Annotated in this window: 17 protein-coding genes; 2 read left to right on the forward strand and 15 right to left on the reverse strand. The window is 41.0% G+C overall.

Translation table 11 applies throughout. The features are described 5' to 3' along the window. Positions 1 to 100: 100 nt before the first annotated feature. Positions 101 to 1,663, forward strand: coding sequence for a DNA cytosine methyltransferase (locus V6259_RS06390; RefSeq protein ID WP_341583795.1), 1,563 nt, complete (start codon positions 101 to 103; stop codon positions 1,661 to 1,663). On the opposite strand, the gene V6259_RS06395 is transcribed toward V6259_RS06390, so the two are convergent. The 11 genes from V6259_RS06395 to V6259_RS06445 form a co-directional block, all read right to left on the reverse strand. Further along, complete coding sequence (locus V6259_RS06395; protein WP_341583796.1) at positions 1,623 to 3,737, reverse strand: AIPR family protein; 2,115 nt, start codon at positions 3,735 to 3,737, stop codon at positions 1,623 to 1,625. The genes V6259_RS06390 and V6259_RS06395 overlap by 41 nt on opposite strands. Further along, on the reverse strand, positions 3,730 to 4,716 hold the full coding sequence (locus V6259_RS06400; RefSeq protein WP_341583797.1) for a PD-(D/E)XK motif protein: 987 nt from the start codon (positions 4,714 to 4,716) through the stop codon (positions 3,730 to 3,732). Before V6259_RS06400 ends, V6259_RS06395 begins: the two co-directional genes overlap by 8 nt. Next, positions 4,703 to 7,552, reverse strand: coding sequence for a Z1 domain-containing protein (locus tag V6259_RS06405; protein ID WP_341583798.1), 2,850 nt, complete (start codon positions 7,550 to 7,552; stop codon positions 4,703 to 4,705). Before V6259_RS06405 ends, V6259_RS06400 begins: the two co-directional genes overlap by 14 nt. Next, on the reverse strand, positions 7,545 to 8,903 hold the full coding sequence (locus V6259_RS06410; RefSeq protein WP_341583799.1) for an ATP-binding protein: 1,359 nt from the start codon (positions 8,901 to 8,903) through the stop codon (positions 7,545 to 7,547). Before V6259_RS06410 ends, V6259_RS06405 begins: the two co-directional genes overlap by 8 nt. Beyond that, on the reverse strand, positions 8,900 to 9,229 hold the full coding sequence (locus V6259_RS06415) for a hypothetical protein (protein WP_341583800.1): 330 nt from the start codon (positions 9,227 to 9,229) through the stop codon (positions 8,900 to 8,902). The genes V6259_RS06410 and V6259_RS06415 overlap by 4 nt, the downstream gene beginning before the upstream one ends. 122 nt (positions 9,230 to 9,351) lie before the next feature. Then, positions 9,352 to 10,485, reverse strand: coding sequence for an HNH endonuclease (locus tag V6259_RS06420; protein WP_341583801.1), 1,134 nt, complete (start codon positions 10,483 to 10,485; stop codon positions 9,352 to 9,354). Further along, positions 10,482 to 11,084: a class I SAM-dependent methyltransferase gene (locus tag V6259_RS06425; protein WP_341583802.1), complete on the reverse strand. Its 603-nt coding sequence runs from the start codon at positions 11,082 to 11,084 to the stop codon at positions 10,482 to 10,484. The genes V6259_RS06420 and V6259_RS06425 overlap by 4 nt, the downstream gene beginning before the upstream one ends. A gap of 395 nt (positions 11,085 to 11,479) precedes the next feature. Next, on the reverse strand, positions 11,480 to 12,193 hold the full coding sequence (locus V6259_RS06430) for a copper resistance protein B (protein WP_341583803.1): 714 nt from the start codon (positions 12,191 to 12,193) through the stop codon (positions 11,480 to 11,482). A 10-nt stretch (positions 12,194 to 12,203) separates the two neighbouring features. Next, the gene (locus V6259_RS06435) at positions 12,204 to 14,129 is read right to left on the reverse strand and encodes a copper resistance system multicopper oxidase (protein WP_341583804.1); all 1,926 of its coding nucleotides are present in this window, start codon (positions 14,127 to 14,129) and stop codon (positions 12,204 to 12,206) included. 212 nt (positions 14,130 to 14,341) lie between these two features. Beyond that, entirely contained in the window at positions 14,342 to 14,692 is a 351-nt protein-coding gene (locus V6259_RS06440; RefSeq protein WP_341583805.1) for a hypothetical protein, read from the reverse strand. A 140-nt stretch (positions 14,693 to 14,832) separates the two neighbouring features. Then, positions 14,833 to 15,651, reverse strand: a complete 819-nt coding sequence (locus tag V6259_RS06445) for a polyphosphate kinase 2 family protein (protein ID WP_341583806.1) — start codon at positions 15,649 to 15,651, stop codon at positions 14,833 to 14,835. A 223-nt stretch (positions 15,652 to 15,874) separates the two neighbouring features. On the opposite strand from V6259_RS06445, the gene V6259_RS06450 reads away from it, so the two are divergent. Next, positions 15,875 to 16,123, forward strand: a complete 249-nt coding sequence (locus tag V6259_RS06450; RefSeq protein ID WP_133003476.1) for a hypothetical protein — start codon at positions 15,875 to 15,877, stop codon at positions 16,121 to 16,123. Between the two features lie 222 nt (positions 16,124 to 16,345). On the opposite strand, the gene V6259_RS06455 is transcribed toward V6259_RS06450, so the two are convergent. From V6259_RS06455 to V6259_RS06470, 4 genes are read right to left on the reverse strand one after another with little or no spacing between them, the layout of a single operon-like run. Further along, complete coding sequence (locus tag V6259_RS06455) at positions 16,346 to 17,755, reverse strand: ABC transporter ATP-binding protein (RefSeq protein WP_341583808.1); 1,410 nt, start codon at positions 17,753 to 17,755, stop codon at positions 16,346 to 16,348. Then, a complete protein-coding gene (locus V6259_RS06460) occupies positions 17,739 to 18,539 on the reverse strand; it encodes an ABC transporter permease (RefSeq protein WP_341564524.1) in 801 nt (266 codons plus the stop codon). Before V6259_RS06460 ends, V6259_RS06455 begins: the two co-directional genes overlap by 17 nt. Further along, complete coding sequence (locus V6259_RS06465; RefSeq protein WP_341583809.1) at positions 18,536 to 19,468, reverse strand: ABC transporter permease; 933 nt, start codon at positions 19,466 to 19,468, stop codon at positions 18,536 to 18,538. The genes V6259_RS06460 and V6259_RS06465 overlap by 4 nt, the downstream gene beginning before the upstream one ends. Next, positions 19,452 to 21,053 carry an ABC transporter substrate-binding protein gene (locus tag V6259_RS06470; protein ID WP_341583810.1) on the reverse strand — a complete coding sequence of 534 codons (1,602 nt, stop codon included), beginning with the start codon at positions 21,051 to 21,053 and terminating at the stop codon, positions 19,452 to 19,454. Before V6259_RS06470 ends, V6259_RS06465 begins: the two co-directional genes overlap by 17 nt. Positions 21,054 to 21,065 lie beyond the last annotated feature (12 nt).

The following is a 21,065-nucleotide window of genomic DNA, read 5'->3' on the forward strand; positions in this document are numbered from 1 at the left end:
TTATATAATTAACTTTATATAGGAAGCACCAACAAAAGCTTTAAGCGCATCCTTAAGCCTGGTATTATCCCTGCCATCAATTCGTGTATGTTGTAACGCTATGAAAAACAGTGAAATTTTGGTTATTGATTTGTTCGCAGGCCCAGGAGGTCTTGGCGAAGGTATTTCTGCAACTCAAACCCCCGATGGGAAGTTTCCTTTTCATATAGGAGTTTCTGTAGAAAAAGACATGTTCGCGCATAAAACGCTAACAACACGCGCTTTTTATCGATTACTTAAAAGAAAGTCACAAAATCTAGATAATTATTATCGCTACTTACATGGTGAGATCAGTAGAGAAGAGTTGTTTGAGCAACACCCAGACGAAGCGATAGAAGCTCAAATCGAAACGCTAAATGGGCCTAAAGAGTTAGGTAAAGACAACGATCTTATACACGACCGTATTTCAACGTTAGTCAAAGACCACCAAGGTCCAAAAGTTTTGATCGGAGGCCCTCCATGCCAAGCATACTCTCTAGCGGGGCGTTCTAGAAATGCTGGCAATAAAAACTATGTTGCAGAAAATGATACTCGCCATTTTTTATATAAAGAGTATTTAGAGGTCATTAGCCTAGCCAAACCAGATGTATTTGTAATGGAAAATGTACGAGGTATTCTTTCGGCTAAGGTTAACGGGCAAGTTATGTTTCCTCAAATCCTAGAAGATTTACGTAATCCTGGTCTGGTAACAAAACAACCTAATATCCCTAGCTATAAAATTTACTCTTTAGTAACTGACGCCGAAGACCCAGAAAACCCACAATATGAAGACTCTACAAATTTTCTAATTCGTTGTGAGCAATACGGCATACCTCAAGCAAGACACCGTGTTATTTTGCTTGGCATTCGTGAAGATATAAGTTCAACTCCTGAAATACTCAAATCATGTAATGATCAGGTCACTGTTGAAGAAGCCATTGGAGACTTGCCAAGTTTACGTAGTGGGTTGTCTAAGCAAAAAGACAATTCTGAAGATTGGGAAGATCTGGTTTCTGATAATGCAAATAAATTACAAAACACATTAATCAAACAATTTAATGCAGATACAATAAGTAGACTTAACCTCCAACCCAAAAACAGATTAGCTAGAAAAGAAAGAAAATTAAGCAATAATGCGCTAAATATGCCGGTGTCATTACAAAATTGGTATATAGATCCTAATCTTCAAGTAGTTCTAAACCATGAGTCTAGAGGTCATATGGCTGATGACTTACTCAGATATGCATACTGTGCAGCTTATGCAAAAATCAAAGGTGTCTCGCCAAAATCTCGGGACTTTCCTAAAGAGTTAGCACCAGCTCATGCCAATTGGGAGACAGGCACTCATGCCGACCGCTTTCGCGTACAAGTAGCCAACAAATATGCAACAACAATAACGAGCCATATTTCAAAAGATGGTCACTACTTTGTGCATTACGATCCTCAACAATGTAGAAGCCTAAGTGTTCGTGAAGCTGCTCGCTTACAAACTTTTCCTGATAACTACATTTTCGAAGGCAATAGAACAAATCAGTATGTACAGGTAGGAAATGCTGTTCCTCCTTACCTAGCAAAAAAAATTGGTGAAATAATCACTAAAATATTCAAAGAAAATCAAAGCCCGATAAATAAGCTAACTTCCTAACTTCAACGGCCATTTTCATCTGTTTGTCTGTAGGTACTTTACCATATTGGTGGAGGCCTACACACTTAAGAGGGATTCCTACATTTTTATGTGTAATCGGGTAATTTGACGAAAAATACTCAGATATATTTGCCCACTCCGCAGCACTGACTTCCATAATATATTCAAAATCAGAAACAGACTTAGAAGTATTTATGACCTCACTATTCTCTTTAACGACTTCATTAAGTTGATTTTCATCTAGTAAATCATTTTTATCAATAGAACTACAATCCACTTCTAAGTTTTGAAATTTCAACCAGCCTTTTTCAGATTTGCAAAATTCTGAGGGATTTACAATACCATCTCTAAAATATGGATCTGTTATAAAATTTCTGACTTTATAAGCAAGATCTACTATAAAACCTAATAAACTCACGCCAACAGACTGATTATTATAAATCCTTTTCAAGTTTATATCTTTACCATTTTTTCTAAGACTGTATCTTAACAGTGAAAGTGTATAAGTCACTATTTCTGCTTTAAAGCCTTTTTCCTGTTTATACCATTCAGATCGAGGAATTGCATAATCAGCACTTCTAAAAAGAATCATTTTTGCTACTAAATCATTAAAAAATATAGCGCCAAAATCATCTTCATTTTTTTCAAATTCTTTTAATATAACCTGACCTAATGCTTTCAAGTTAGCTTGAGCACCACGCTTAACTTCATGAGGCCTCATTCTCCAAGTATTTTCATACTTAGCCATATCAGTTTTTGTAAAAACTTGATCCTTTGGGTATTCAGCAATAAATTTATTACTGCGACTTGCTGTCATAGCTCTTAATTGAGTTGTATACTGCCCTCTTGCTCTTTCATAAAACCATTTTGTAGGGTATCCAAGTTTCCCTGTCGGCATTAGTTGTTTACGAGACCTACTTTCAAGGTTTATATGAAAAGGATGATTAGACACTAAATCTGATTGCTGTATTGAATTCTGAGAATTTGCAAAAGTAGCTATATTGTTTTTTAAAGAATCAGATACTTCCTTCTCTCCTACAACAGTCAATTTCATCTGTACAAAAACCTTAGAAAGGTCTATGTCACTGTAAGAATACTCTTGATTCTCGCTCTTAATACCACCTTTATCTTTAGGTGAGAAATATATTGAAGCTGTAGTTTGCCCTCCATTGACTATTTGCATATTATCAAGCTCAGAAATCATCATTTGACCGTCAACTATTTCAGTCTTTATGGCTGTAGAAGTAATTGTCAATCCATTATTATATGCAAAAAACCTTTCTGGCTCAGTTAAAAGAGTTTTCCTCATGCCCTTATTAGTTCCAGCTCTGAAATCTAGAAAAGTTCTTACATTACTTTCCAATAGCCTCTGACCAAATTCATCATAAATCTTGCTCAAAAGCTCGCCCGGCATAATACCTAAATATGTACTAACACCTCCTTCAAGTTCATTGGCTGGTAAGACTTTCAGCCCTCCTCCTAAAGATTTTATATCAACAGTAAATTCTTCTGAATCTGTCGTAGAGTCTGACAAGCCTTTAAGTCTTTCTATATCCCAAATTTCAATTGACGTATCTTTATCGAGAATGTTTTCAATAGATAATTTTTTGACACGAGAACTAAGTTTTTGATCTGTAAATATAACAATTTTTATTTTAATTGACTCTTCTATATAGTTACTTATCTCTTGTGCCGCATATCTACCAGGATCGGTCACTTCTAAACTATCTATGAAATTAGCATCAATACTTGCCTCAAAGAATTTTGTTACTTTTTTACCTATATCTTTAATTTCAGAATTAATAAGTGTATCTATATGATCTTTTTCATTAGTAAAGTTAACAACTATTCCGTAAATTGTTTTTTCTAGAGGATTCCAACTATAGCCATCTAACTTCATGCCTTTTCGAGTATTTCTATATGGGCAATACTCAATATCATCTAGTATTCCAGCTTCCGACAACATCTCACCTACATGCTCAAAAAAGCTCTCTTCAGGAAAAATAGAATTTTTATCTGCATCGATATTTGAAATACTATACAATTCATTTTTATATTCTAGAATATCATCCATTTTTAACTACCTGATTTATTGATTCTTTAGAGATTGAACCTTTTAACCCTTCAATTGATAGCTCATAGTTTGCTTTAAAGATACCTACGGGGACATTTTCGCCTGTTAATTTTGGAAAATTCTCGTCTACACAATAAAGCACTTCAGATACAATCAAAAAATTAAAATCTAATTGCTCTTCACTTGCTTGACCATACAAATAAGATATTTTACTTAAAAATGTAGTTTCCATTCCGATATCATATTTAATCATTTCTAAACACTCATCGTGCAATCTTCTTAATGAAATAGAGTCTTTACTATTTTGTGCTGGAGTAGCATTAAAATGAATCAAATATAATGAAGGAACTGTTTTTTCTAACTGTTCTAATGAACTAATTTTTATAGTTTTAGCATCGCCTGCCAACGAAGTTTTAATTTCAATTGATATCCTATTAAGTGTTACATCCTGCTTCTTTCCTGAAGGACCAATCCAAAACCTTGTAGCATCAGAAAAACTAAAAAACTCTAACAGATATTTTTTAAAAAAATAAAACTCGCCAATAAACCCTATAAGTTCTGGAGAAGATAAACCAGCCCTTGTTGGCTTCAAAAAATTAGACCACTCTCTAATTTTTAATTGCACTTTTAAAAACAGATCACGCCCAAAGAAATCGCTAGTACTAAAGGCTATATTTTTAGAAATTATTGAAAACTTATTCCTTGAATCCTCGTCATCTTCTAGTAACGTGCATATAAGACGAGTGGAGTCATTATAGCTGTCATCTAATTCTATTTTTAAAGATGATAATTGCTCAAATATTTTAGCATTAAAATTAAAATTTTCATGAATAAAAAACAATCTACGACCAAGCTCATCAACTGAAACCCAAAAGCGATCATCATTTAAATATAACCTTCTACCAGCAGGATAGCTCCCTATATCCATTCCTTTCCAAGGATCATCGTTGAAAAATTGATCATAATCACTCTTCATCATAATCTTCATAGTCAGCTATTTCTCTAAGTTTATCTTTTATTTTATTGATTTTATATTCATGCTTAGTTTCTTTATTTAATTTCACTATATCTTGAGCAGACAAACCTTTTAGTTTCTCTATTCTTGGAATAGAGATGGTAAAGCCTAGAGTTGGCTTCTTAGCATGCGGTAAGCTCACAGTGGAAACATTACTCTGCTTAAATGGATAAGGAGAAACATGAGCGACAGCAAAAAGATAAATTATAAGACCAGGAAAATCCCGTTCATCTGAACATAAGTAATCAAAACTAACAGGCTTCTTTTTAGAGGAAGCAGAAACCTCATTAGGTTTTTTCAGGAAAAACTTTTCATCGTCAGGATTACCTAATTGAACACTAGGTATATAGAAAAAACCATCCTTAAAATTCATTGCTCGTTTTGGCAAATTCATCTTCTGCTCACAAAATAAATAGCTATTATTTATGAACTCCTTATTATCTTCACCAAGTTCTCTTTCCCATCTAAGGCTCTTTCCTTTACCTTGATTAAACAAGCAAACTTTTGGCAGCCCTAATCCTTTCTCTTTCATGCTTCTTAAATGAGAAATTAAAGCTATATTGCCTACATCATCTTCTGGCAAATCTATATTTTTTATAAAATCTATAATATCTTCATATTCAACATTAGAAAATATTAGCGGGCTGTCTGAATTAGGTAAAGATAATATTGGATCTAACCTATCACTTTCAAAAAGCTTCCGTATAAAACCTTCTGTATATCGAATGTTTTTTTCGTTAATATCTGGACTTTCCTTAAATTTAAACCTTCTTTGAATTTGCCCCCATAAATCCTGCTTTATTACTTCAGAAGTACCAAAGCCAATTTTGTTCTTAGCAGTTATAATCATTGCACCTGGATGCTCTCGAACTTTCAACCCAAAATCACTTGGCCTTTCTCCTCTTTTACTCATTAAATCTAGTTCTTGATATAGCTCTCTAATCGATGTGGATATAAATGAATACCAATCCTGTGATTCTTGGGGTAGATAGACCTTACATAAATCTTTGTATGTTGGCCTGTACCCAAACCATCGACACATCTGCATTAATGTATCGTAAGCTTTTGAATTCCTACAAAAGTAGGAAATTGATAATCCTTCTAAAGTAAGACCTCTAGATAATTTATGGCCACCTATCACAATAACAGACAATCCGTTATCTTTATGTTTAGAATAATCTAAATCCCTATTGTCAGATTTCTTATTACCTTGGTTTATTGCCCAGACCTTAATTTTTCCAGCCGAATCAAGTAATTTGTTAAATACTAGATCATACTCTTCGTCTACATTAAAAACAGCATTAAAAGTTTTCTTTAAGTCAGTAAAAACAACATTATTTAAGTATGAAGTGCCTTTTAATTTAGAAAAAGCATCTAAAGCCAAAAATATCTCCTTCTTATACTCTTCTATAAGAAACTCTAGCTGATCTTGATGAATTTTCAAATGAGAAACATTAACTAACATTGTATTATGAGATGTACTTTCACCTCTGACATTTCTTATTGCAACAGATATAATAAAAGATCGAACAGCTTCCTTTAAGCTATCTGGCAAATAAAATATTTCTTCATTACTCTTCAACTCAAATATACTATGATGATCCTTTATAATAACTAACGGTGAGTAATTATCATCAAAATCATTACCATCTTCGTTAAAAACTTCATCTTTGAAAAAGTAATCTTGTCCTAAATAATTATCAGGAACAGGAATCTTTATCATAAAATCTCTTGGAAATAAATCATCTTGATCTGTATAAGAATTATCATCAGGATCAATAAATATATTGGCGAATGGAGTTGCCGTATAACCAACGTAAGTATTTCTATTAAAAAGAGAAAGTAGATTCCTAATGCAATCATTAGTTTTAGTCACTTCTTCCTTATGATGTTTTGTATTTATTGATGCATAATCCGCTTCATCATCAATTAACAACAAAGGCCCATCTAATCTAATCCCTTTTTCAGGGGACAGCATATGCTCATCTTTAATATAGTTATATAAACCATCTAAAACTCCAGTATGCTTTTTTATAGTAAAAATAACCGGGTCTGATCCATTTAGTTTTATCCCAAAACTTTCAGCTGAAGATTTAGTGAAATCCTTCATCGTTGACGTACCAGTATGGATAACGTTTTTAGTATTAAAAATACCAACACCAATAGGGGAAGCTATAGTTCTATTTTCTAAAAGTAAATGTTTCGACTCTCTGCCCAATACACCTTCATCAATTCTCTCTTGTGTTTGCTTTCTCAAATCATTTAAATGACCTCCAAGTACAATTACTGTTTTATAACCACAATCTATTGCTTTGTTAATCAAACCTAAAAAATTTTGAGTTTTACCAGACTGCACATTCCCCATAACAAGACCTTTTCTAGACCATGTTCCAGGAGTTTCTGGATCACCAGAATAGTCTAATATAGAATCGATAACAGCTTCATTTTTATCAATTACATCTATTGCCCTTGCCTGAGACAATAGCATATCCTTATATGCTTCCCAATGAGACCATTCGATCTTAGACTTTTTATTATTAAACCATAATGGCAAATCAGGATTTGATAGTTTAATCGCATGCTCACCAACTTTAACATTGAACATACTTTCAAGGTTAAACTTTAAAAGCTTTACATCCTCCTCTTCAAATAAAAAATTAGCATTGCTTTTAAACTGAGAAAAAATCTCATCAACTTTAGAATCTATATAAGATGGAGTTATAGAAACTCCTAACTCTTCGTTCATCTTTAAATTAGAGGAAATCTGAGATATTAATTTATTAAAGAAAGACTTATTCATTAAAAACTCCATCTACAATCGAAAACAGTAACTCTCCAACTAAATCGTCTTGTTTTATATCTTTAGGGGACTCTGACATTTTCTGATAAATATGATTCAGCGGTATGTTTTCTGAAAGGGCACCTAAATACTTTATAACTTCTTTTTTCTTATTATCTTCTAGACCATCTAAAAGATTAATTAGAGAATTGTTTTTAGAAGAAATCTGGTAGCTAATTGTGTGATCAACTTCATTCTCTTTTATATCCCAATATTTATTGGCACAATCTTGCTTACCACGATAACTATAAACATTTTTAGAACGTTTAATTGGATCAGAAAGAAACTTTCTTAGTTCTCTTTTTATTCTAGGAGGAAGTTGGAGACTCGATTTTTTCACATCTGTGGACCATTCTTGATCTAAGCTTGATGGAATATTCACTTCGACTCGGGCAAGAGCGCCTAGCTGGCTAGTTTTTGCTAATCCAAGCCAACCTCCTGCACTTATTAGTCTTTTTTCACGATAAATATAAAAACCTTGATTTTGTACTATTCCATTCGCACCGCCTAATCTATCAAGAGATTTTTTATCCATTCTTTTGAAATGTGGTAATACATGAGTATTAATTTCAATATAGCCACCTTTACATCTAAGTTTTTCTGATCGCCCTTCTTGATAGCCTTCTGATCTTGTCATAAAAGGATCTATTACTTGAAGTAATTTACCATTAATAGAAAACTTTCTTTTTTCCTTACCCTCCATAAATTTATGAAAATATAATGATATGTATGGATCTAATTCACTTAAAGCAGATGCTAGAACAACATCATCATCTAGTGAGTGATTGGTCTTGTTTAGACAAGCTATTTTTTCCCAAACAATCTGAGTCCCATGTTTATAATCATCATTTAATAAAAGTAATGGGTGATTATTTATCTCAGATTCTTCCAATATTTCTAAACACCAAGTGTTCTTTTCCTCTATTTGATCTATATCCCAAACAGCAGCATAAATAGATTCACCTTCTGACCTAGAAAAAACGGTTAGTCTACGTGCCTGTGAGAAACTTGCTGTTTTCATGCCAGATCCAAATCGCCCAAGGTCTCCTGTTAGTCGATCTTCTCCAGGGTCCTTACAACCAATTCTCATATTATTAATCAATTCTTCCTTGCTCATACCAAAGCCATCATCCACAATAGAAATACTTGGGTTTAATTGTCCTGGAAGAGATTGAATCTTGATGTTTTTTGCATTTGCAGCAATTGAATTATCAATTATATCTGCAATTGCTGATGGAAGCGTATAGCCAATTCTCATTAATGTTTTGATATGAGACTTAGGGTCAGGTGAAGAATCTTCAAAATAACTCATTTCGATTCACCTAGCATTTTTTTAACTTTATCTAATGCTATGTTTTCTTTTATATCTAATCCATCAGATCCAGCACTGAATCTACAAAGTTCAACTACGAAAGAGTTTAAGCCGAAGTTTTTTACATCTGATATATATGTTTCAATCTGTATATCTTCAAGAAAGAATTCATCTAAAACTGATTCGAATCTTTTTTTAAGATATTCTGGATATCTATCATGAATAAATTGATACATTGAATCTTCTTCAACCCTTGAAATAACTCCATCTTTCCCACAAACACAAGCTGAAACTTTTACTATTCCGTCAATAACATTTAAATCCATTAATACATCCTCATATCAAAAAACTTACTCTGCTACATAGCAACTTTGTTTCCAATCTAAATTGCATTACTCCAAAACACCTTATCAATGAGCAATACCAAAACTTATTCATCTTAGTTAGCCTAAACCTTATACCCAGCAGGTTCTTCTGCCACTAATCCAAGCGATGTATTTTGTTGCTGCACTGCCACTGCCACCGCCCCTGCTTCTTCAAATTCATTTATTCCAAGCCAGAGTTTGGCGTTACTGGATTCCGCGACCTGATACGCCCAGTTGCTAACGGCAAGTGAGGTGTCTGCATCGCAATGAAAATAGTCACCAAGTTCATTGCTGATGATTTGGTTATGAGTCACTAGGTTCTGTTCTTGCCAACGGGTGCGGTGCAATGGCGCAGCAAGAAAGTCACGCTTGTTGTTATTGCAGGTACGATGAGCGGCAACAAAATTGTGGCCAAGGTCGTTGGCGTAACGAGAAAACGGAATAAAGTGATCCACTTCTACGTCACCTTTCATCGGTTTACGACAGTAAAAGCATTGGTTGGTCTGCAACTCGATCAACACAGGTTTGGCTTTCGTCAGTGCGTTGCGGTCTACGCCAAATAGAAATTCTTGTAGCTGGCTTTGGCGACCGATTAACACTTGGTTGTGTTTAATACTTTGGATTTTTTGCAACCATGCGTTTCTCGCAAGATAGACAACAAGATCGTAAAAGCGACGAAAGCATTGAGCAATGCCAGTATTCAAAACGATGCTTTTCGGCTCTTTGCCCACACCAAAAAGTTCATGAGGGTATAAAAAGCATTCTTCTTGTCTGGCGAGTATTTGCAAACGCCACAGCGGGCCTGTTTTTAGTGTGCTCATTGCCGCGCTAAAAGCGGCTTTATAGTGCGGGCTTTGCTTGAGCTGTCGCATGGTGCGTATGTTGTTTTGTTGGCACTCAAACAACACGCTAATCACTTTGGATTGCGCGCCTGTATTCTGTTTTAGCAATGCGCTCTCCCCTGTATGCTCCGCTGAAAACGGCATGGCGTGATGCCAATACAGAGTGAGGAGTTTATCCGCCAGTGTCGGTAAGCTAATGGCGAGCTTACCTTGCTCTATCAAGGGCGATGGCGTCGATGACGACGTTTGTTCTACGCAAACATCAGCAATGGCGTGCAACAGAGCAAACTTGTACGTCGCACTAAAATCCCCTTCCACCAGCATGCGCTGTATGTAAGCGATAAAGTCGAGCTGTTGCTGCATGACGCTCATCATCGTTCTGGCACCGCTTTGATCAAGGCATTTAACCAAGATTCGCTTTCTCGCCCAGGACGCTGATCGGCACTTTGCCAATGCTTTATTAGGTTTAGCTGCGGGCACGCGTCGATCAAGCTGGTTAAGGTGGTTTCGTTTAAATCCGTGAATTCACGGCCATTATCGACACGCTCTGTTGTTCCGTATTTAAACGATACATATAAAACGCCATTTGGCTTTAAGGCGTTTTGCAGTCTGATAAAGACGTTAGGGAGTTCGTTTTTCGGTACGTGAAGTAAGCTCGCGCAACACCAGATGCCATCGTATTGATTGACCCTGTCCAGTTGTTGAAAAGTGCTTACTTCGACGATTTGTTGCAGATGTTGGCTGGCTAAGGCCGCCAGCTCTTCGCTGGCGTCAAAGGCGCTCACGGTAAAACCTTGTTGCTTGAAATAGGCGGCATCACGGGCGGAGCCACAACCAGCGTCTAAGATGTGGCCGTTTGGGGTAATCGTCGGCAAAAATTCACGATACAAGGCCGACATATCAACGCGTATGGTTGAGTCGGTGAAGTCTTGTGCATTTTGATTGTAAAACGTAAGGGTAGTATTCGACTGCAAACTGACCGCTCCTTGGAGTATGTAATCTGGGCCAGGCAAACACCTTTCGCAGGCTGTGCTAAAACCCTTGTTATTGTTTTAAATCACCTTCTTTTAAGGTTGGTTGACTCTTTACACTATGTCACATAAGTTAACAATTGTGGAGATTTTTTGACCATTACTTTTCGATTATTTGTCACATGTCGCTATTCTGATGGGGCGGTACTATTCAAGTGATGGGGAAAATCCATTAGCAAAGTAGATGACTAAAAAAAGCCACTGAACAAAGGTATTCACCCTCATTCAGTGGCAGGCGTTTCATAAGTTGGTTAGCCGATTTTTTAACCTAATTTCCTTGGCTAAAATCCTCGCTAAACAAGCAGCAGGTTAGTTTAATTGTGTGTTGTTAATCAGCATCAAAACCAAGCTTTCACACCAATAACAAACTCAGTGTCCCCTGAACTTTCTCCATCATTGCGAACAAGGTCTGCTGTGTCTCCAAGTTTTTGACTCCAATCTAGACCGATATAAGGCGCGAATTTACGAGTTACTTCATACCTTAATCTAAGCCCTGCACTGATATCCGATAGACCAGAGCCAATGTTCACTTGTTCGTCTTTTTTGCCGTAAATATTCATTTCAAGCTCTGGCGTTAGAATCAGTTTTTGAGTGATCAATAAATCTTGCTCAACACTTACTCGCAGTGCACTGCGCCCCTCTTCTCCGATAAATAAAACGGCATCAATATCATAAAAATAGGGAGCTAAGCCTTGAATCCCAAGCACTGCCCAATGACGAGTGGGTGTTGGGTGCACATCTTGTCTTACACCCACTTGTAAATTCCAATAGGGTGCAACTGCATGACTGTAAAGGGCTTGAACTTCTAACTCTTGCTCATTGCTGCTTGTGTATTCACCATCAACTTTCAGCCAAAGCTTATTTAAGTCGTAGCCAAGCCAGGCTTGGGCACTGACATTTGTCGTATCTTCAGAGTTAATCCCTGTTTCCAGCTGATCTATTATGACACTGGCTAATAACGGGTCATCTTCTGCTTCTGCATAAACAAAAGAGCTCCCCACAGAGGCCGTTGCTAGCATCAAAGTCAGGATGGGTAATTTAAAATTTTTCATGAAGCGCTCCTTATTTGACGACAACTTTTCTAAACATACCAGGCATGTGATACAACAAATGACAATGGTATGCCCATTGCCCTAATGCATCCGCAGTCACCAAATAACTCACCTTCGAACCGGGTTGAACCAAGACAGTGTGCTTGCGTGGAATGTGCTCAGGATCTCCCGTTTCAAGCTCACTCCACATACCATGTAAATGCATGGGATGGGTCATCATTGTGTCGTTTACTAAGGTAATTCGTACCCTTTCCCCATACGCAAGCTCCAGCGGAACTGAGTCGGCAAATTTGATCCCATTAATAGACCACATGTAACGATCCATATTACCCGTTAAGTGCAGCTGAATTTCTCTGCTCGGCTGGCGCTTATCCTTTGTGGGATACAGCCCTTTTAAGTCGGCGTATGTGAGCACCTTACGATGGTATTTTTCTTGATGCTCTCTCAATCCAATACCAGGGTCATTTATCCCATTTTTAGGCGTCTCTGCCTGCATATCCACTTGCGGGCCATGCTCTGATTTTAAATGGCGTATTTCACTGTTGCTGCCATAACCAGCCAACCCGATTTGGGCCATGGACATACTATTATGGTCCATGGCGCCGTTTTGCATAGCACCACCGTGCATAGCTCCAGTGCCCATCGACATAGCACTATGATCCATAGTGTCACTTTGCATGGCATCACCTTGCATAACTCCGGCGCTCATTGCCATATGATCATGTCCCATTTTTTCCATGTCCATGTCCATGTTCATGTTCATATCCATGCCCATATCACCATGAGTAAGAATCGGCGCAGGGTCCATGGAGGGAACGTTGGCAGATAAGCCATAATCCGAGGTTAGATTACCAATGGCGTAGCCGGATCGATCAATACTTTGCGCAAACAGGCTGTAGGCATTATCAGCTTCTGGTTCAACAATAAGGTCGTAGGTTTCTGCTACACCTATACGAAACTCATCAACAATAACAGGCTGGATATTTTGCCCATCACTGGCCACTACGGTCATTTTTAATCCAGGGATTCGCACGTCAAAAATGGTCATAGCAGAACTGTTAATCACTCGCAGACGCACTTTTTCCCCTGCTTTGAACAAAGCCTGCCAAGGCTGAGCGGGTGAGTTGCCATTCATTAAGTAGGTATAGGTTGCGCCGGTAACATCTGAAATATCACGGTCACTCATGCGTTGCTGATTCCACATAGAGCGTGTTTTCCAGGTGTTCACCAGCCCTTGCTTTTTGATATCAGAAAACAAGTCCGACAAGGTTCTTTCCTGATAATTATAATAATCAGACTGTTTTTTTAAGTTTGCATAAATGCTTTCTGGCGCCTCGTTTGACCAGTCTGAAAGCATCACTACATATTCTCGGTCAAAGCTGACAGGATCAGGCTCTTTTGGATCAATAACAATGGCACCATAGGCGCCAGTTTGTTCTTGGAACCCAGAATGGCTATGGTACCAATAGGTGCCGCTTTGCTTCACAGGAAATTGATATTCAAAGGTTTCCCCAGGTTTTATGCCACCAAAACTTAACCCAGGAACACCATCCATACCGGTCGGCAGAATCATACCGTGCCAATGTAATGAACTATCACGATCTAGGTTGTTTTTAACCCTGAGGGTGACGATGTCGCCCTCTTTCCAACGTAACAATGGCCCAGGCAACAACTGATTTATGACCGTTGCACGAGCAGGCTCCCCGGTAATATTCACGATTTTATAATCAATCGTTAAATCGAATACCTTGCCTGATAACTGAGTTAAAGACTGAGCCATCGCACTGGCAACAGCATGTTTTGAAAAAGGGATGGTCGCAAACGCGAGAACAGCAGAAGCGCCGAACACAAATTGACGACGACTAATCCCCTTGCTTGCAAGAGCTGATTTCGATGAACAATTAGTTTCATGAGATGGGGGTTTTAACTGTGTCATTGTACGCACTCCGTTAAATAAACAAACCGAAGCACAACAATGTGTGGACGCAACTGATCTACATTTCGAGTAAAAGACATACATTGTCTCCAATATCATTCTGTAAAACGCTCAAAGCAGAGCGGATCGCCACTTTCGTATCAAAGTGGTGTTAAAAACTAAGAATTTTTATGGATTTGGACAGCCTTCAAAAACAAAAGACTAAGCCAAATTTAGACAAGTATTGGAGGCCGATATAGAGAGACATTATGTTGCGGTAACTCATGAATAACCAAGCTGGGGCTATTATGAGTAATTATACGTTCAGGCAACAAGACCTGATGCTTAACCATGGAAAGGGTCGCTAAGCAGGATACCATCGAGCAGTTATGGGCGTTTTTACAGCAATCTGGTGCTACAAGAGAATCTTTTTGACATGACATATCACTATTAGACATGGCTGAAGAGGACATGTTTTGCATAGCAACATGCTGTATTGGACTGACTATTTCTACAGAAGCAGAAGCTTGACTAAGAAAAGCAAGCATGGCGAATAAGATAATAATGATATTTTTTTGTCTCATTCCCCAGCTCCAATTTCATTTCGCGATTATGATACCGTGTGAGATAAATTTTCTCCATTACTTAATTTTGACTCCTGTGAAATGATTTCAAACAATCAAAACGCTGATCACAGCTCTCATTACAGAAAAACCAAACGCGTCTATTTTTGCTCCTTCAGCTCCTCATTCACCAGTTTAACCAACGCTGGGTCGATGGGCGGTAAGGTTAAATCCACGTCTTTTTCCAACCCTTCTACCACGGCGGTTAAAAACTGCACCCGTGCGAACCATTTATAATTCCCAGCGATTAACGTCCACGGGCGATCCACCTCTGAGGTGTAAGCAAACATGTCGTTGATGGCGACTTCGTACTCTGGCCATTTGTCGCGGTTGCGAATGTCTTCGTCGGTGAGTTTCCAGCGTTTTTTCGGGTTACTTAATCGTGCCGCAAAGCGTGTAAGTTGCTCTTGTTTATCGATGTGGACAAACAGCTTGATGATCCTTACGCCGTCGTCGCTTAGCATGCGCTCAAATTCGTTTATTTCTTGGTAGGCTCTTTGCCATTCTTGTTCGGTGGCGAATTGTTCGACGCGCTCCACCAGCACTCGCCCATAATAGGAGCGATCGAAAATGGCGATGTTGCCAGGCGCCGGCAAGCGCGATTGAAAGCGATACAAATAGTGCTTACCCTGCTCAGACGCGGTCGGTGCAGCAATCGGAAACACAGTGTAACCACGAGGGTCAAGCCACTCGGTTAAGCGTCTAATGGCACCGCCTTTTCCGCTTGCGTCCCAGCCTTCGACACAAATAATCGCCCTCAAGCCTTGGTGATAATAAGCTTGTTGCACGGCAAGCATGCGTTTTTGCAAATGCTTGAGTGCCTTTTTATAGTGCTTTTTGCTGACAAAGCATTGCGAGAGATCCACCTCGCTAAGGCTAGGCGGTGTTGGCTCTAATCGAATTTTGGATGGTGTAAACATCGTACTGCCCTATTAAATAACGCCTGAATAGAACCACTAGAGTCCCCCATCGGTTTGTAAAACACAAATCAAATAGGCCCAGTGCCGTCTGCCTCACGCCCTTATTGGTGCCTGATTAGTTCGTTTAGGAGGTTTATGTTTTCGGTCACTCTCTATAAAATAGCGGCATTCTATCTGTAACCTCGTTGCTTCGTTGCGAAGCACAAAGACAAAGAGTTTTAACATGAATGACGATCAGGAAGTAATCACCAATTTAGTCGAACTTGAGCGTTTTCTACTGAGTGTAGAAACCGGCGCTCTTGGTTTGGAAGGCGTTGCTGGGGTAGGCATGGCCACCAATAATTCAGACGGCCGCCACTTTGTTGCTGTCTTTGATGAGCAGCAAAAATTGCTTTTGGCCCGCTGGATCAGCGTTGAAGTCTTTGAAACCGGTAAAGACTTAGTGCGCTACGGCACTCGCCTTAAGCACTAATCTACACGATTTAAGACAACGCCTTAGGCTAGAGTGATGATGTCACTGTTCTGCTTTTGATAAGCGTTGAATAAAAATGGCCGTGATGAATCTCTGTTCACCACGGCCATTTTTTAGCTTACTCCCTTAAGCCTTACGCTCTCCTTAGCGCCCTTCCTTGTGTTTTTTCTTGTGTTTTCTCTTAGCTATCTAGCTAGCTCTTCACTCTACTAAGCCGCGCTATTAAGCCACGCTTTTGTGCTTTTGCTGATCCAAGCGGATCACTGTGTCGCAACATTTGTCGATCAGCGCTGGGTCATGGCTGACGATCAATAAGGCACAGCCCTGCTCCCTTGCGAGCGCGATGAGCAATTCGGTGATTTCTTTGGCGATGAAGGGGTCCAAGCGTGAAGTTGGCTCGTCAGCAAACAAAAACACCGGCTCCAACAATAAGGCACGTAAGATCGAAAATCGCTGCAATTCACCGCCAGACACGTCTTTGGCAGAGCGCGCTAGGATGGACTCAGGCAGGTTAAGCTTTTGCATTAACGGCGCTATTTTCTTGGTATCGAGTTTGTGCAGTTTCACCAAGTCGTTCAACAAGGTTTGCAGCGTCACATGGGCGCTTAAGCTCGATGGTGGATCTTGAAACAACTTCAACCACTGGTGCGGTTTGGTGTTGGCTAACAAGGGGTTGATCTCGCCTTTTAACGGCAGCAACAAGCCTAATAGCGTGTCACCAAAGGTGCTTTTACCACAGCCACTGTCGCCCACAACCCCTATGATTTCACCGCCATGACACGTTAAATTCAAGCCAGACGACAAGGCATTGTTACCACGCCCTATGGTCAAATCCGACACTTGCAAAATGGCGCTGCGCTCGGCCACAGGAGCAGGTTCTAGCTGCCAATATTCTGGCGCTGCATAGATCAGCTCCTTGGTGTACTCAGCCTGTGGATTGGTTAACACAGACTCGGCGCTGCCCGCTTCTATCATGTCGCCATTTTTAATCACCAAGATGTCGCCGCCCAATTGTTGAGCCACATCGATGTCATGGGTAATGGTCAGCAAGCTGCCCCCTTGGGCGCTTTTTTTCAGCAATTGGATGATGTCATCGCGACGACTGCTGTCTAGCCCCTTGGTTGGCTCATCGGCTATCAGCAAGTTGGCGCCCCCTGCGGTGGCACTGGCAATCGCCAAACGCTGCGCCATGCCACCAGACAATTCGGTCGGGCGCTTCAAAGCACTGTCTTTTAGGCCAAGATGGTCTAAATCGGCGATGGCGTGATTAAACGCTGTCTCGCCGTCTTCGCCCTTCACTGACTCGTACACTTCAGACACTTGCTGGTAATTTGCCATCAGCGGGTCAAGGGAATGCCACGGCTCTTGGGGCAACATGGTGATGCTTTTGCCCCACAATGGCGAGCGCGACTGAGCCATTACCGGCTTACCAAACACTTCCACCACACCGCTGGCGTCTAGCACCTTGGGTAACAGCCCCATGATGGCTTTCGCGACCAAGGTTTTACCTGAGCCGGTTTGCCCTAAAATGGTTAACGGACGGCCTTTTTCAACGCTAAAAGACACCTTATTGACCAAGCATTTTCCTTGGTAATGGACGGTTAAATCTTGGGCCTTAATGAGCGCTGTCATGTTTATTTCCTGCTAGAAGGTGAAAGCCAAAAACCAAGGTCGCAATCGCGATCAATGGCTGCACGAGAATCCACGGTGCTTGAGCATAATAGGGAAACAGCTCGACACTCATCAGACCCAGCTCCGCCAACGGCGGCTGAATGCCCACATAAACAAAGCCCAGTGACGCCATGGTCAAGATCGCATTGGCACCGCCAAACGAGGCAAGAGTCAAAATAGAATGGGTCAGCTCTGGCCAAATATGACGACGGAACTGATACCAAGGGCCAAAGCCCATCATTTGCGACAGCTGACGTGCTGGGCTATTGATAATGGTATTAGTGATCGCTCGCGACACACGGAAGTACTCGACCCATTGGGTTAAGGTGATTGCCAAATACAATACCAGCAAAGAGCCTGGCACGATGGCGGCAAACAGCAGCACCAAGACCAAGCCTGGTAATGCCAACAAGATATTAACGATCACGTCCATACCTTGCGCCATACGACCGCCTTTCCATGCGGTAATCACACCCAAAGACACGCCTAATGTGGCCGAGGTCAGCACGCAGAAAAAGCTCAACACAAACGACAACTGAATCGCACTGGCGATGCGCGTTAGCATGTCACGACCAAAATGGTCTGTGCCTAACCAATGCTCAGCACTGGGGGCTAATAATCGGCCCGACAAATCTTGATCGGCTATGTGGTAAGGAGACCATTGCACAATGCCGCTTGCGACCAATAACAAGCCAAGCAGCAAACCCACCCCTATTTTTTGGTTGATGTTAAGTTGCGCCATCATGCTTGGGCTCCTCTTGGGTCAATCCAGTGACAAAGTAAATCCACACAGGTATTGAGCAATACAAACAAGACCCCCATCATCAGGGCACAACCTTGGATCACAGGAATATCACGAGCAAAAATGGCGTGCGCCAAACCATGGCCAATACCCGGCCACGAGAACAAAGATTCGATCATCACAATGCCTTCAATAACCGTCACCAATTGAATGCCGATAAAGGCGATGACAGGAACAGAAATATTACGAATGCCATGCTGAACAAAGGTTTGTGTCGGCGACAAGCCCTTGATCGCGGCAAATTGATAAAACGGCGCGCGAATGACTTTTAGTGTGTTGTTGCGCACCACTCGGTTAGACACAGCGGCAAGGCTCAAGGCCAGCGCCACGGTCGGCAGCACCAAATGTTGCCAAGTACCAAAGCCTGCGACGGGCAAGATCGGCCACGCCACCGCAAAGATCAAAATCAGCATAAGGCCGATGACAAACACAGGCATGGAGCGCAGCAAGGTCGATAACCACAAAAAACTGTGGTCTAGCGTGCCCTGACGAAACGCCGACAACACACCAATGAAAATCGCGATCAAAGATGCGAGCAGCACGCTGGTAAAGGCCAATAACACAGAATGGCCTAACTGGTGCTGGACGGTGTCGATCACTGGCAAGCCACTGACTAAGGATTTACCTAGGTTAAATTGCATTAAATCCACAAGCCAATGGGCGTAACTTTGCCACCAGCTGGCGTCCAGTCCTAACTCTTGGCGCACCAATTCGGCGGCGGCAGAATCTACGCTGTCTTGACCGTAACGGCTCGCCGCAATGCGGTAGGCCATGTCCCCTGGCAAACTGCGCATCAACACGAAGGTTAATGTGCCGACACCCCAGACAACCAATATCACTTGAAAAATTCGGTGTTTAATGAGCGTCCACATGGTCGACCAGCTCCATCTTGTTAATAAAGTAATCTCTTAGGAAAGGGTCAAATTGATAGCCCTTGATGCGCGCGTTGACCGCGTTATGTTGTTGGTAACTGGCGACGGCAATTACCGGTTTTTCTTGATAAATAGCCGTTGCTACTAACTTGGCATCACGCTTGGCTTGCACTTGGTCACTCTGGGTAGTGAGTCGTGCTAAGGCTTGACCCACTTGCGTGTTGTACCAATTCATAGCGCCCCAATCGCCACCACCCTGGGTGTATTCATTGGCCATTATCGACACTGGGTCGGCTATTACGCCTAAGTTTCGGGCGATTAACGCTACTTCCAGGGTGTTGTCCGCATGGCGTGATGGAATCATACTGGAGTTGGTTACATCCACTTTTAGGTCGACACCAAGACGTTTCCATTGATCTTGCAATGCGGTAGAAACCGTTGTCAGTTCTGGGCGATCCGCGTAGGTGGTTAAAGTCAGTTGAAAACGCTGACCGTCACGGACTAACCAGCCTTGTGCGTCTTTTTGCCAACCTAGTCCCGCCAATAAATCAGCGGCTTTCGCTAGGCTATAGCTTTCTTGCGGCTGGTCTAAATGCCAAGCCCCCATAGAAGACGCAAAGATCTGATCACTGGCTGCTTCCGCCACATGCAAAACTTGCTCAGCAATGGCTGGTCGATTGATAGCAAGGCTCAAGGCTTGACGCGCTTCTACAGAATTTAAAAATGGATGACCTGCATTCAGTTTTAACAACAAGGTACGAGGAATGGGGTGAGAGTACACTTTCACGTCATCGGCTGTGCTTAATTGATCCAGCATGGAAGCATCAAGGCTGTAAACTATGTCCGCTTCGCCAGATTTGGCTTGTAGGATACGGCTTTCAGAACGGTGTCCTGTCAAATACTGAGCAAACTCAATGCTTGGCTTAATACCCCAATAAATTGGATTGGCTTTAACCGACAACTTGTGTGGTGGTTCAAAGGTATCCAGAACATACGCGCCGGAACCAATGAGGCTGGTGACCACGCCTTCTTGGTTGTAAGCACTTGGCGCCATAATCGCCGTAGAATAGTGCGCCAACAACGCCGGTAAGACAGTGTGCGGCTGGCTTAACACTATTTCTACTTGCTGTGGGTTTTTCACGCGTATTGCTTCGATCGGTGCTTTTTTCAATGTGCCGTGCTTGTCTTGAGCAAAACGTAACGCACTGACAACCGACGTGGCATTCATGGGCGAGCCATCTTGAAATAGCACGTTAGGCTGTAGCATCAGAGTCCAGATCTTTTCATCGGCACTGCTTTGCCAAGTACGTGCAAGGCCTGGGATAAGCGCCCCTTTTGCATCCACATTGATCAAGGTTTCCAGTATATTCATACGCGTATAAATATACCCCTGTTTCGACGGCTCCAGGCTGGTGAATTCCCATGGACCACTGATCGCCAAGGTATTCGAGCGCGTTTGGTTGTTACTGGTCGCTTGACCAAATAAAACAAACATCAGGCACAGGGCAAAGCCCACACCGCCTGTTAATGCGGCTTTTATCCGCGTTTTTCGACGGCGAATTGCAGCGTAAGACAATTCTGTCATTCGGTTTCTCTT

The organism is Marinomonas sp. TI.3.20 (assembly GCF_038155025.1).
GTDB classification, from domain to species: domain Bacteria; phylum Pseudomonadota; class Gammaproteobacteria; order Pseudomonadales; family Marinomonadaceae; genus Marinomonas; species Marinomonas flavescens.

Bases quoted from the DNA above. Each gene is read 5' to 3' on its own strand.
- V6259_RS06450 (WP_133003476.1), top strand. From the start codon at position 15,875: ATGAATGACGATCAGGAAGTAATCACCAATTTAGTCGAACTTGAGCGT.
- V6259_RS06415 (WP_341583800.1), bottom strand. From the start codon at position 9,229: ATGGATTTAAATGTTATTGACGGAATAGTAAAAGTTTCAGCTTGTGTT.
- V6259_RS06435 (WP_341583804.1), bottom strand. From the start codon at position 14,129: ATGACACAGTTAAAACCCCCATCTCATGAAACTAATTGTTCATCGAAA.
- V6259_RS06455 (WP_341583808.1), bottom strand. From the start codon at position 17,755: ATGACAGCGCTCATTAAGGCCCAAGATTTAACCGTCCATTACCAAGGA.
- V6259_RS06440 (WP_341583805.1), bottom strand. From the start codon at position 14,692: ATGAGACAAAAAAATATCATTATTATCTTATTCGCCATGCTTGCTTTT.
- V6259_RS06470 (WP_341583810.1), bottom strand. From the start codon at position 21,053: ATGACAGAATTGTCTTACGCTGCAATTCGCCGTCGAAAAACGCGGATA.
- V6259_RS06465 (WP_341583809.1), bottom strand. From the start codon at position 19,468: ATGTGGACGCTCATTAAACACCGAATTTTTCAAGTGATATTGGTTGTC.
- V6259_RS06395 (WP_341583796.1), bottom strand. From the start codon at position 3,737: ATGGATGATATTCTAGAATATAAAAATGAATTGTATAGTATTTCAAAT.
- V6259_RS06430 (WP_341583803.1), bottom strand. From the start codon at position 12,193: ATGAAAAATTTTAAATTACCCATCCTGACTTTGATGCTAGCAACGGCC.
- V6259_RS06405 (WP_341583798.1), bottom strand. From the start codon at position 7,552: ATGAATAAGTCTTTCTTTAATAAATTAATATCTCAGATTTCCTCTAAT.
- V6259_RS06420 (WP_341583801.1), bottom strand. From the start codon at position 10,485: ATGATGAGCGTCATGCAGCAACAGCTCGACTTTATCGCTTACATACAG.
- V6259_RS06460 (WP_341564524.1), bottom strand. From the start codon at position 18,539: ATGATGGCGCAACTTAACATCAACCAAAAAATAGGGGTGGGTTTGCTG.
- V6259_RS06400 (WP_341583797.1), bottom strand. From the start codon at position 4,716: ATGATGAAGAGTGATTATGATCAATTTTTCAACGATGATCCTTGGAAA.
- V6259_RS06390 (WP_341583795.1), top strand. From the start codon at position 101: ATGAAAAACAGTGAAATTTTGGTTATTGATTTGTTCGCAGGCCCAGGA.
- V6259_RS06410 (WP_341583799.1), bottom strand. From the start codon at position 8,903: ATGAGTTATTTTGAAGATTCTTCACCTGACCCTAAGTCTCATATCAAA.
- V6259_RS06445 (WP_341583806.1), bottom strand. From the start codon at position 15,651: ATGTTTACACCATCCAAAATTCGATTAGAGCCAACACCGCCTAGCCTT.